The 12,438-nt window shown below is 52.3% G+C and carries 8 protein-coding genes; all 8 read right to left on the reverse strand.

Going from position 1 to position 12,438, the window contains the following annotated elements; genetic code table 11:
* Nucleotides 1–14: 14 nt before the first annotated feature.
* The 8 genes from HPS55_RS12160 to HPS55_RS12195 all read right to left on the reverse strand — a co-directional run bounded on the left by HPS55_RS12160 (nt 15) and on the right by HPS55_RS12195 (nt 11,124).
* Nucleotides 15–1,043, reverse strand: coding sequence for a hypothetical protein (locus HPS55_RS12160; protein ID WP_172174515.1), 1,029 nt, complete (start codon nt 1,041–1,043; stop codon nt 15–17).
* A 130-nt stretch (nt 1,044–1,173) separates the two neighbouring features.
* A complete protein-coding gene (locus tag HPS55_RS12165) occupies nt 1,174–2,658 on the reverse strand; it encodes a hypothetical protein (RefSeq protein WP_172174518.1) in 1,485 nt (494 codons plus the stop codon).
* 16 nt (nt 2,659–2,674) lie between these two features.
* Nucleotides 2,675–3,616: a DUF4384 domain-containing protein gene (locus HPS55_RS12170; protein WP_253945775.1), complete on the reverse strand. Its 942-nt coding sequence runs from the start codon at nt 3,614–3,616 to the stop codon at nt 2,675–2,677.
* Nucleotides 3,617–3,674: 58 nt separating this feature from the next.
* Nucleotides 3,675–4,346, reverse strand: coding sequence for a hypothetical protein (locus HPS55_RS12175; RefSeq protein WP_172174521.1), 672 nt, complete (start codon nt 4,344–4,346; stop codon nt 3,675–3,677).
* A gap of 27 nt (nt 4,347–4,373) precedes the next feature.
* Nucleotides 4,374–5,315: an outer membrane beta-barrel protein gene (locus tag HPS55_RS12180; RefSeq protein ID WP_172174524.1), complete on the reverse strand. Its 942-nt coding sequence runs from the start codon at nt 5,313–5,315 to the stop codon at nt 4,374–4,376.
* A 32-nt stretch (nt 5,316–5,347) separates the two neighbouring features.
* Nucleotides 5,348–6,259, reverse strand: a complete 912-nt coding sequence (locus HPS55_RS12185) for a carboxypeptidase-like regulatory domain-containing protein (RefSeq protein WP_172174527.1) — start codon at nt 6,257–6,259, stop codon at nt 5,348–5,350.
* 103 nt (nt 6,260–6,362) lie between these two features.
* Nucleotides 6,363–8,966 carry a caspase family protein gene (locus HPS55_RS12190; protein ID WP_172174530.1) on the reverse strand — a complete coding sequence of 868 codons (2,604 nt, stop codon included), beginning with the start codon at nt 8,964–8,966 and terminating at the stop codon, nt 6,363–6,365.
* 13 nt (nt 8,967–8,979) lie between these two features.
* A complete protein-coding gene (locus HPS55_RS12195) occupies nt 8,980–11,124 on the reverse strand; it encodes a WD40 repeat domain-containing protein (RefSeq protein ID WP_172174533.1) in 2,145 nt (714 codons plus the stop codon).
* Nucleotides 11,125–12,438 lie beyond the last annotated feature (1,314 nt).

A 12,438-nucleotide genomic window follows, 5' to 3' on the forward strand; every position in this document is an offset into this window, starting at 1 on the left:
GACGATCGGGTGTGTTATATTGTCTGTATGTTTGAAATGACAATCGGACGTATTGTGTCTCCGTTTCTCAATACGTCGGCAAAGTCTTTGACGCTTTTCAATATAGACTGCTTTTTCTCTTCCGGCAGGTTTTCCAATGTATTGGCGAGTTCTTCGAGCGAATCCACGACTATACCCAGATTGTTGTCCAGCACATAGTCTTTCAATGCCGATTGGCTCCACAGTATGACCGGTATGCCAAGCGACAGATATAGAGCCGCCTTGTGTGACGAGTTGTACCGCAGATACTTGCCATACATACCGTCACATGTGTCTAATCTTCCACCGTCCCATACCAGTCCCCAGTTGCCTTCTATCACGCCGGGATGCTCAGGCGAGAAACAGCCTTTGTATTCCACGCCGTCACTTTCTTTGAACTCTTCGGCCCCGTTGCCGTAAACGTTGAAGCGCAGGCGTGGTCCTGCGATGCGTTGCAGATGATTTACAAACGGACTTTTCCGGATATTGCCTGCAAAGATGACAGCGGCATCGCTTAGGTTGTCTATGTGATGTATCGGATCGGTAGTTAGATAACAGAAGATGTTCAGTTGTCTTATTCGTTCTTCGTTGATGCCATGCTCTGCCAGATAATGTTTCATGGCCGGTGTGTGTGCTATGATAAGTTCGCAGTTTTTCAGAGCGTTCAGCTCAGTGAGTTTTTTGGCATTGTCATCACTTCTTAGTGAATCGATATCGTGAATCACGCATTGTATTCTGGCTCCGGTCCTGAACAGGTTGTTGTAGAAAGCATCCTTATTGCTATGAATCCATGGAAACTGGAAGAACACTACATCCCTGCGCTTTATCTTCAATCTGAGGCTGAAGATGTCGTAATACCGTTTCAACACACGAAACAATCCTATCCTTGAACGGCTGCCAAGAACGATGGGAGTGTAGCCACATGAGGCAATCACTTTGTCCATATCCGAGCGGGCCTTGAATATGGCATACGAGGTACTGTTCTCTTCTATTGTCTGTATGGAAATATATCTGCCTTTTTTCATTAAATCAAATATTTCACTACAAAGGTACAATAATTCCATATTACGAACAAAATAATAAATGAAATTGTTTGTTACGTTCAGGCGTATTTTCACGGCGGTCAGCAGTATCCGGTAAGAGTTCCTGTCTGTATCATTCAAGCAATATAACCTTGGCTGCGGTGTTGTCCATACCGGGCATTGTAACACCGATTCCGGCACCTATATAAGTGGGGTCGCAGATTACAAAGCTACGGTTGCCCAACCGTATGTAGTCGCCTGTCGTGTTGTCGTCTCCGAAACATACAGCCGAAGCAAGATGACCGGGGTAGTATACCAGGACGACCGGCAGGCCCAGCAAGTCGCGTACAAGGCGTGAGAACAGGATGGAACGGTCCTCACAGTCACAGTATGGATAAAACAATGTCTCTTCCGAAAAGAAAGCCCTGTCGGCTCCCCACACAGTTTCGTCATATTCGTATACGAATGCCGTCTGCACAAAATTGAGCAGACATTCGGCCGCTTCCTTTGCCGGAAGACCGTCTATGGCACGGCGCAATGCCGGATACAGCGAATCTCGTACTGCGTTGTCCATCGCGGTGTTGGCGTACATGGCCCAACGGGTCATGAAATTGCCCGATATTTCCGATGCCGGGTATCCGGAATAAAAGTCAAGAAGGTTTCTGTTGACACTCACTGTCGCCCTCATGTCGGCATAACGTTCCGACTGTAGAGTGCGGGGCGGGGTGGCATTCATGGCAAGAAGCGGGGCAGAAGTCATGTAGAGCGACAATGACTGCTCTTTCGGGAAAGCCGCACCGCATATCTCAAGATTCCTCTCGTCACTGCCTATGGGGTAGAAGTTTTCGCCGTCGACAACGAAATAAGGCCGTCCGTATATCTTGTGTCTGCTGGCCGCAAGCATGCACAGCCGGCTGCCTGCACTGCGGCCGAGCCTCATCCGGTAGCCTGACTGACAATAGATGTAGGCAGCAAGGAGCGTGGCCTCGTCGGTGCCGGTCCCCATGAAGGCCTCGCTCATGCAGCGAAGCATCTGCAGATATGCCCAGTCGCACAGCCCGTAGGCAAGGCGCAAGGCCAGACAGTCGCGCAGCACGTTGTCGAAATCAGGCTGTGAGCAACGGCTCCACGCCTTGGCCACACTGCTCTCGGAACAGTCGGTCAGAGTGAAGCGGTGCGCGTCGGAGAGACGTACGCTCATCGTCGTGCCGCAGTATGTGAATGTGAACGGAACGGTCTCGGGGGCCGGCTGTTCTTTCACCGGCTCCACGGGTGCGGGCTGCGGCTGCGGCACTGGAGCCGGCACCACCTCGTCGTGGGGCAGTTCCACCGGTGTCCTGCGGTCGATACTGTCGTTCCTTATGTCGTAGGGACGCGGCGGCACGGGCTTGTCTTCATCGGGCAGTTTCAGTGCCGGCCGGCTGCTGAAGCTCTGCCAGGCCTGCTCCACAAAGCGGGCATAGTCGTCGTTGCACTTCTGTCTGAAATTGTCGTATTTCTGTCGTGCCGTGCGGCTGTATTCATCGTATTGCCGGCGGTAGTCGTCGCCGGTCTGGGCGTGTGTGCACACTATGGATGCCGCCATCAATACGGCCATTGCTGTCAGTGTCTTCTTCATCGGATGTTTTGTTGTATCACTTGGTTACTTTTATCAGTCGGTTCACCACCACCATATTCTTGTCCTTTACGCGGTTCTTGGTGAGCCAGCGGTGGAAGTCGTCGGCAGACAGACTGCGCGGCAGACGTTCGTCGGCCCGCCCGTCCATAGCCTTTACAAACGGTATGGAAGAGAAGATTATATACACCTCGTTGTGTTCCATTGCCTTGGAGCAGGTCATGGTAAGCTCGTCGGTGATGGCTGCCAACTCCGGTTCGGGAGCCTTGCCGGAATCGAAAAATACATATTCGCGACCGGCTTCCACCGGTTGCTGGCCATCATCGTCACCGCTGTACGGCAGCAGGCAATAGGCCGTCTTCGCGTCGTCTACAAGATATACCGCCACATATCCCGCTACGGGCGATTTGAACAACAGGTAGAGGTCGTCGCCGTCCTTGAACTCTTCGCTTTCAAACTTGCGCTCTTTCCCGTTACGCAATATGAAAGCCGAAATGTCCACGGCGGCCGAGACTATTTCGCGGGCCTTGCCACTCACTGTGACATGCACTATGAGGTTGTTGTCTTCAAACTTTATCTCGTATTCAGGCTGCCGGGTGTCATGCAGCCATTCGCCTTTCACCTCGCTGCTGCCCAACGACAGGAAATCGAGCGACGACTTTCCGCCCGACGTGTTCTTTATCTGCGTTGTGTTGGTCTGGCTCACGGTGGTTCCGAACTCGTCGGCCAAAGCCTGCAGCCGCGCACGTTCCAAGGCTGTGCGTTTGGCTTCGGTCACCGACACATCGGCGGAGGTAACGTAGGTATATTCGGCGCTCACCTCCTTGACGCGCTGCGCCATGCACCTGTCCGCACCGAGCAATAGCAAGAGAATTGCGAGAGGGAAAAACAAAACCTCTCCCGGCTTCCGCAATGCGGAAGTGACGGGAGAGGCAAAATAAGTGAAATGAAATATTGTCATATTGAAGCATTAATGATAAATCATAGTATGCTCTGATTATGTGTGTGCCTTGCAGACATCACCACCCCATGGCCTTGTCGAGCTGGTTGAGCAGGTCGTCGCCTTTGCTCTCCAAGTCCTTGCGCACCGCTTTCTTGGCGGCCTCCTTGGCCATGGCCGAGTTGTAAGCCACACGCACAAGCACTTCCTTGTTGCCGTTCTTCTTCGTGCGGTATACTTCGACTACCGTGATTACACGGCCTATGCTCTGCGAGATGAAATTCTTGGCCCCCATCACCGTCTGTGTCACCGTGGCGGCATCGTCGGCACTGAGCTGTTTGTTGGCCACATTGCTCTCCACCAGGGCCGTAATCTCGGTCTGTATCTGTCCGGCCAGATTCTGCTTGGCCAGTTCCAGTGCCTGCATCTTTGCGCCGTCGTAGTTCTCGCCGATGCTCATTCCCTCGCCCATCAGATATTTTGGGAACATGTCGTCGTCAAACTCCTGCTGCATCATATATGAGCGGTCGAGCTGACGTTCCAACGGCAGTGCACCCGGAGCGGCTTTCCAGTCCTCCTTTGTCAGAGCCTTGGCTTCCTTACGTGCGTCTTTCGATGCTTTCTCTTTCAGTGCGTCACGCGACATTTTTCGCAGTTCCTTGCGTTCTTTCCACGTGTCTTTGTTGTTTTGCGCCATCATCGGTATAGCCGTAATCAGCAATGCCGACAGTATCAAGAATGTCTTTTTCATTGTTCCGTTTTTTTTGTAAGTAGGACATCAGAAACGATAGCCGAGGGTAAGCATGAAGCTGCGGTTCTTGAGGCTGACATCGTAACCGTCTTTACTGTACTCACTTCCATATTCTGCTTTGTACTCATCAAACGTCATATTGCCGTAGTAATATTCGCTTGAGTTATAATCATATTTCATATCGCTTTCCATCGCCTTGTCGGCATCTACGATATTCGACAGGCCGATACCCCAACGGCAGGTGAGCGAGTAGCGCTTGTACTCCACGCCGAAACCAAGCACAAGGCCGGCGTCGAAACGTTTGAACGCATCGAAAGTCGATTCTTCCTCATCGTGATAGCCGCTCTTGCCTCCAAGACCGTATGCGATGTAAGGTCCGGCCAGGGCAAAGGCTTTCAGATCGTTGTTGAGTATAGGCAGCGTATAGGCATACTTAGCCGTGGCCTGAAGCTCGAGATAATTGGCGTTGTATTTTATATCCATGTCTCCTTCATCGAATTTCGCTCCTTTGGCCAAATAGAACAGTCCGCCCATCACCGAGAGATTGGGCACGGCCTGGATGGGATAGTCGTAGGTGACACCGAGAGTGAAGCCGCCACGGCGGTTCAGTCCGTCAGTTGCGTCTCCTCCGAATGTGGTCGACGACAATCCCACTTCCACGCCCCATCCTGACATCAGACTGTTGGCCTGGCTCATGACGATGGGTTCGGGCAGAATGTTCACCACTGCGGGCTGCATGTTGGCGTGCGACACGGTAAGAGTCTTATATTCTTTCGGTGCGTCGATGGAGAACTTTCCGTTGATGTCGGTGGTGGTGGCGATGTCGGTGCCTGTAACTACCACGGAAGCTCCGGATACGGGCTCACCCGTTGTTCCCGACACTACAACAGATTTCACATTGTTTGTCTGGGCCACGGCCAATGTAGCGCATCCGACCAGACCTAATATCATTGTTGCTAACTTGTTCATAGTCTTTTTTATTATATGTTTATGTTGTAATGTTAGAAGTTAAAGCCGAGAATGAAACTTCCCGTTTCCAGCTTTTCAACCGGGTCGCCGTCGTATTTGTAACCACCATAGCCATAATCATTGAATTCATTATAGCTATAGCTACCATTATTATAGTTACCGCCAAAATCGTAAGCATACTCTTTTGCTTCATCACAGAGATTCACGACATTGTATTTAAAGCCAAGGTAGAACCACTTGCCGAAGTTGACACTTATCTTATGGCTCATCATGAAATTGGCTAATTCGCTCCATCCGTCATAATCGACACCGAGGTTGAATGAATAAGACAAAGACACCTTCTTCCAACGCGGGGTAGTCAGCTTGATACCTGTCGTGGCATAAGCATTGACCAGATTCATGTCAAAATTGTCAGTAGTGAAAAAACTTCCGACATTAATCACTTCCCATGTAATGTATTTGCTGAAGCCATGATGCCATCCGAGATTAACTGAAGCATAATTAAAACCTCCATTTAAATAATCCAATCCGTCATACCAGTTACCCATTGCGGCGCCTGTTCCAAGCTCAAAGTTGAAGGCATTTTTCTTATACGGCTTTTTAAGCGTATTCTTAGCATTCTTCAGTGCGAGCTGCCGTGCCTGCTCGGCTTGTTCGGCCGATTCGTAGAGCACTACCGGCTCGCGCTGTATGGCCACTGTCTGTTTCTTCATACCCGAATAAGTCACGGTGACGGTGGTATATCCGTCGGGCACAACGATGGAGAAGTTTCCATCCATGTCGGTGATGGTACTGACAGTGGTTCCCGTAACGGTGACGGTGGCACCCATGATTGGATCACCGCTCTTTGAGACCACCGTGCCGCTGTAGTTCACGTCATCGGCGATAGCCGATGAAAATACGGCCAGGACTCCGAACAGAGTCGTCAATAATCTTTTTTTCATTGCATTTCTTTGTTTTAAATTATGAATAATAAATTGATTGTTTCATTTCTTTTAAAACTGTCAGGGGCCGGTGCATGCCGGTCCCCGACAGTTCCGTACATGCCTATCTGAAACTCCATTTGCGCCATCCCGACTCAACGGCGGGTGCCGCTGTCGAAGTGGGTGTCTGCGACTTGTTGTTCTCCACGATGCTCTTCTTCGACACTTCGCTGTGCACATAGTCTATCAGTTCGCCGTAGCTCACGTCGCCTTTGGTGTCTTTGAGCTTCTTCAGCAGGAAGTAGGTGAACAGGCCGTGCCCTTTCTCTGTGTAGGGATAGGCCGTCTCGTTGCCCGTGGCGGCGCTCATCACCACCATGTTGCCCTTGGGCGTGCTGTTTTTGGCCTTGATGGCCACACCGCGTGCGGCCGACGCCATGTTCTTGCCGTCGCGCTGTGAGCCGCTGAAGCAGGCATCGAGGAACACGGTCACCTGTTCGGCCGGCAGCTCGCCCAGCGTGGCATAGAGCTTGTCGAGGCTGTAGCCCGTACTTACGTCCGACCCGAAGCCGTCCACCGGCAGCAGATAGGCCGACTTGGTGGCCTCGTCGGGAATGCCGTGGCCGGCGTAGTAGAAGATGATGCGCGCCTTGCCTCCGTAGGCGTTGGCCACGGTGGTCATCCAGTTCACTTCGGCCTTCATGTCGTTGAAAGTGGCGTCGGCCGTGTGGTGCACGTTCTTCTCGGGGCATCCCAATGTCTTGATACAGTAGTTGCGGAACGCCTCGCCGTCGTTGTTGGCAAACTGTACCTTCGACTCGCGGCGGTAGTTCTCGTTGGATATTATCACGGCAAAGAGGTTGTCGTTGCTCTTCTTCGACACGGGTATGCCGGTGTCTATGTCCGACTTGCCCACGCTCACGCTGCTGTTCACTATCTTTGCCCCTCCGCCTGCCGGTGCCTTCTGTGCGGATGCCGCTGTGAGGGCGGCCATGTCTACCGATTCGAAGTTGTAGTCAATCTGTGTGTTCTGGTACGTGAGAGAGGCATTGTTGTTGTATATATATTTCTTTCCGGTGTTAGTGCGGAACGTGAGCCGTGCCAAAGTGAGCTTGTCGTCGGAGATGCAGAACTGCGCGTCGTCGGTCTTGACCGTGTTCCACTGCGCCTCAAACTGGCGTGCCTCGTTGTTGGTGCGCGGCACGGGCAGCAGCATGTCGCCCATTTCGGGCGATTTGATTAGGAACACGCCGTTCTCGGCGTCGTAACGCTCCAGCCGCAGATTGTTCCATCCCACGCGCGCACCGTATTCGGCAATGTAGTTGCTCTCGGCCACGGCGGCCAGTTCCTTTATTTTCGCCTCGCGCGTGGCATCGGTCACACGGGCCTTGTATTCGTCGAGAGTCTCGTAGTCGTCTTTCAGCTGCCACTTGTTGATGGCTGCCTCGACATACTTCTTGGCATATACCGAGAAAGCGGGAACGTCGGCAAGCGACATTGTACCACCGGCACCGGCTGACTGCTGCATGACACCGCCGCCCTGCCGATACGCACCTCCGGCTGCCGATGGAGATGCTGACGGTGAGGACATGGCCGTCTGACGGTCTTGAGAGCCTGACGGCGTGCCGAGGCTCTTGACGTTTGATGCCACGTAGGTACCGCCCTGAGCGCGTATCTGGGCCGCAATGCGGTCGGCATCAGCGTCGCGGCCCATGCACTTGTAGGTGTCGGCAAGTGCCGAAAGGTATTTCACCTCGCCGGGATATACCGTCACGATGCGCTCGAAGAGGCCCGCCGCCACTTTAAGATAGGTGTCGGCCTTCTGCCGCTGCTGTCTGTAAAGGGTGGTGTTGTCTATGCTGTTGGCTCCGTTGATGAGCTGGGCGGCATGGTTGTAGGCCACGGTGGCATACATGCGGCACACGTTGAAGTCGTTGGGCTTCGCCTTGTACAGGCGTTCGTATAGCGGCAGCGCCGTGGCATAGTCGCCCTTGTCGGCCATGAGCTTGGCCTTTACCGGCAGCACTTTCATGTCGCCGGGGTTGAGCGATAGGGCACGGTTGACATACGTCTCAAGCCTGTCGTTGGCTTTGTGCTCTATGCAGGCGTTGATGGCCTCGTAGAGGAAGTTGGCCGTGGTGGGGTATACCTTCAGTGCTTCGTCTATGGCGGCAAGCTGTCCGTTGAGGTCGCCGGCAAACTTGTATGCCCTCGCCATATATGTGTAGCTGTTTTCCAGGTTCTTCTGCTCGCCTGTCTGTATGTAGCAGCGGAAACAGTCGATGGCATCGGCAAACTGCTTGTTGTTGTAGGCCGTGGTGGCGGCAAAGTAGCAGATGGTAGGATAGTAGTCGCTGCGGGCGAAACGTTCGTTGCGGAACGCCTCTATCCGCGGCAGACCGATGTATGCCAGTGCATACTCCAAAGCCTTGTCGGGCTGGTTGTTCTGCGAGAAGAAGATGGCTCCGTCTATGAGATAGGGATAGACCTTGCGCAGGCCGTTGAGCGCCGTAGGGTTGTTCTTGTCCTGACGCACGGCATACATGTAGGCGCGGTAGGAGGACAGCAGAGACGCGAACTGCGAAGCGCTGCCTCCGCTCCCGCCATACCCGGCGACAAAGGCGGCCAGGTCGGCATCGGCCTTTGCCAATGCCGGCGACTGTGCCGCTGCTTTGCCTGCCGTCATGGCGAGTGCTATAATAAGTATAGATATTATCTGGTGTCTCATAGTCCACGTTCCGTTACTTGTCGAAAGCATCCATGAAGAGGAACTCCACGTTGATGCGGCGGAACTCGCCTCCGGTCTTGTCCGACAGTTCTATGTTGTACTGATAGTCGCATATCATGTCCTTAAGAGCCGTCAGATTGTTGTCAATGTAGCTCTTCACGCCCACGGCACGCAGGAAAGCCAGCTGGTCGTTCTCGGTTACGCCCGATGCCTTGCTCACGGTGATGTTGGCCAGCTGCCCGTTCTTGTATATCAGCTCGTTGGCAAAGTCGCCGTAGCTGCCGTCGTATGCTATCTTGCCAAGGATAGGAGCTGCGTCGGCACTGCCCGTCACCTTGATGCGTATGCGCTTGCCGGGCTTGATGTACTGCGCGAAGTCGGTGGCAAAGGCCTGCTTCACAATCTTAAGCATCGACATGGCGGCATTGCTCTCGGTGGTCTTGTAACGTCCCGAAGGGAAGTCCTCGCGTGCGGTATACTCCTTTTTCACCTCGTATCCGTAGCTCACCTTATAATTCATAATGCGGTTGCCGGCGGCATCCACGTCGCTGAGCACCTCGGTGTTGACGTTTATCTGCGTCTTGTCCGTAATCTTGTTCTCTTTCTGTGCCGTTTCAACCACCTGTTTGCGTATGTCCCTGAGCTTCATCTCCTCCATGCTCGACTGCTGCACGAGGTCGAGCGGCACGAAGCCCTCGTCCACGGACATGGCCGTGACCGACTTGCGGTCGAGGTTGTCATAGACGTATTTCTTGCCGGTCTTGGCGTTGAGTACCTCGGTGTATATCACTTCGAACTGGTCGTTCTCGTTAACGCCGTAGACAGTGTTAGAGAACGACAGGTCGGCTCCGTTGCCGAACGAGGCCACCTCGTTCTTGGGTATGTCGAGGGCGATGGACGGCATGCCGTCGAACTCCACGGCCAGCAGACTCTTCTGCGAGTTGTAGTTGCCCAGCTTGACGGTCTGTGCGGCAATCATGTCGCCGGCCATCTCCGTTGCAACCTCGCGCTCAAAGGCCAGCTGCTGCTTGGCGCGCGTCTCGTCGTTCACACGTATGCGGTAGTCGTCCATGCTCTCGCCGTCCATCATCTTCATCCACTCGTTCATCCTCTCGTTGACTGAGGTGGTGAGCGCCTGAAGATTGTTGGCCGAAAGCCCCGACAGGGCCTGCAAGACAACGCCCATCCCCGAGGGGTACAGCATGAAGCTCTTGCGGTCGTCCTTGATGTCGCGGACGAAACGTACGTTGGTGACACCACCGTTGAGGCTCTTCACCTCCACACGGTCGGACGTGTTGAGAATGTTCTGCAAGACAATGGTATTGGCATCGGTCACCACACCGAGATACTTGTTGTCCGGATGGAAATAGCACGACACGCCGCTGCCCAGGCCGCTGAAACTGTAGCGCAGGGTGAAGCCGCGTGTCTCATATACATTCACATTGCCGTCGGAAGAAAGTACGGCCAGCATGGAATTGTCACCCGAGAAAGCTATCGAGGTGATCTCGGCTGCAGCCTGCAAAGACGTGCGCAGGGTCTTGCTCTCAAGGTTCCACACTTCGACACCCGTGCCCGAGGCTACGGCGGCGTAATAGTTGTTCTCGCTCAGAGCCAGCATTCCGGGAGCTATGCCTGCCGTGAGAGACACATACGGCTGATACTGCTTGGTGTCGTAGAACTTTATCTCGCCTGTCGACGTGCCCACGGCGAGCGACTTGCCGTCGGGCGAATAGCAGATGCTCAGCATGTCCGTACCGTCCTTGACGGTGGCTACGGTCTTGTTGGTGCTCTCAGCGTCATAGACTTCTATCCACGACTGTACCTTGCTTTCCTGCACGGCACCCTTGTTCTTCAACTGTTTGAACTTCTTCTTCAGCTCGCTCTCTCCCTGACGCACCAGCACGGCACACGTGGCACCGCCGGGCTGACAGGCCATCTGCGACGCGTTCTTCAGGCGCTCGGCCAGTGCGAAGTTCATCAGATTGTACACTTTGCCGTTCGACACATAGAATACCTTGTAGGAATAATTGTCCACAAACGACGGCTGATACTTCAGCTTGAACACTCTCTTCTCTAAAGAATTGTCGGGCTGTGCGACGGTACCAACGGACAATCCTCCGATGCACACAGCCAATACTGCGGTAAATACTCTTTTCATCTTATTATTTGTCTTTGCTTGATTTGTATTATCACTTCCCGCTTGCAAACACTACTGTGACTTGTCGTATTTCTACATCAGTCGGATGTACAAGCAGACACATATATATTTCTATACTTTTCCGGTGCCTATAGATAATCCCAAGATTCGGCTGAACTATATAAAATGAAAAGACGTGGGTATCTGAACTTCTCGCTTATCCCACGGTTTGGCTCTCGCATTGCCCATATCTAAGGATAAGCAACGCAGTTAGCCCACGCCATGGAAATATTATAAAACAGTATATCCATACACATACGTGCACGAACATACAGGATACAATATACCCAGCATGGACGTTCCACCGTTGCGCATCTTCTTAGATATTTGGTTCAATTTGCGAGATTCAACCGTAGAAGATAACGTCCGTAAACGTCCTTTTAACCAAAATGTATCAACCCCAAGCCCTTGCGGACTAACTGAGTCGATGCAAAGATACACATATTTCTGTTAATTCAAAATAAAAAACACAAAAAAATAGGCTTTAAGTAGGTATTCAAGATGATGATTAATCTTGAACACCTACTTATGTTGTAGTATCGGTATGGTTGTGTCGGTGTGTTGGTCTCGTTACAGAGCCGTTGTACTGTCGGTTCTGCGGCATTGTACCGGGTAGTATGCAAAGTCTGTGCTTCGTCTATATTATTGTCATGTTAATTCTGAAATTTTAACTTTTCTTTTTTCTCAAATTAGAAAAGCCGTAAGGCCCTCTCTGCTTTCTTGACACACGTTTTTTGCATGGAAAATTTGCCGTAAGGGCCTCCCGACACTCCCGCGAGGGCCGTTTCGCATTGCAATAAGGCCGTAGTCGCAATGCAATAAGGGCGTTATTGCAAGGTAATAAGGGCCTCTCTGCTTTATTGACAAAATGTCTCTGTCGTAACATGCTGAATATCAGGACTTCCCTTTTGAGCGGAAAATCGTGTTTTTCGGAGCCTTGTCTGGAAATAGTACTTCTGTTGTCGCTTAACATATGTTAAAGTAAAGAAAAGTCATAAGCGTAAAAGCAATAATCAAGGTTCATGTTTTTATAAGTTAGTCAGCAGAATTAAACTGCATTATCGTCTGGACATAGGATGGGTGCGCCTTGAAAAAGGCGACAGGCACATAGCTCCAACAATCTGTATCCTAAGGAGTGGAAGGATGGGTGCGCCTTGGATGGATGCGCCCCGAATGGGGCAGCAAGCACATAGCCCGGGGCAGAGCGTAGCGGCACCCCGGGAACAACACGATTGTACACACTCGCCCTGAAAGGGCAAAAGCATTAATTATCAG

Source organism: Xylanibacter rodentium (genome assembly GCF_013166575.1).
Classification (GTDB): Bacteria; Bacteroidota; Bacteroidia; order Bacteroidales; family Bacteroidaceae; genus Prevotella; species Prevotella rodentium.

Excerpts from the sequence above, each read along its gene's own strand:
- HPS55_RS12160 (WP_172174515.1), bottom strand. The coding sequence starts at position 1,043 with ATGAAAAAAGGCAGATATATTTCCATACAGACAATAGAAGAGAACAGT.
- HPS55_RS12165 (WP_172174518.1), bottom strand. The coding sequence starts at position 2,658 with ATGAAGAAGACACTGACAGCAATGGCCGTATTGATGGCGGCATCCATA.
- HPS55_RS12170 (WP_253945775.1), bottom strand. The coding sequence starts at position 3,616 with ATGACAATATTTCATTTCACTTATTTTGCCTCTCCCGTCACTTCCGCA.
- HPS55_RS12175 (WP_172174521.1), bottom strand. The coding sequence starts at position 4,346 with ATGAAAAAGACATTCTTGATACTGTCGGCATTGCTGATTACGGCTATA.
- HPS55_RS12180 (WP_172174524.1), bottom strand. The coding sequence starts at position 5,315 with ATGAACAAGTTAGCAACAATGATATTAGGTCTGGTCGGATGCGCTACA.
- HPS55_RS12185 (WP_172174527.1), bottom strand. The coding sequence starts at position 6,259 with ATGAAAAAAAGATTATTGACGACTCTGTTCGGAGTCCTGGCCGTATTT.
- HPS55_RS12190 (WP_172174530.1), bottom strand. The coding sequence starts at position 8,966 with ATGAGACACCAGATAATATCTATACTTATTATAGCACTCGCCATGACG.
- HPS55_RS12195 (WP_172174533.1), bottom strand. The coding sequence starts at position 11,124 with ATGAAAAGAGTATTTACCGCAGTATTGGCTGTGTGCATCGGAGGATTG.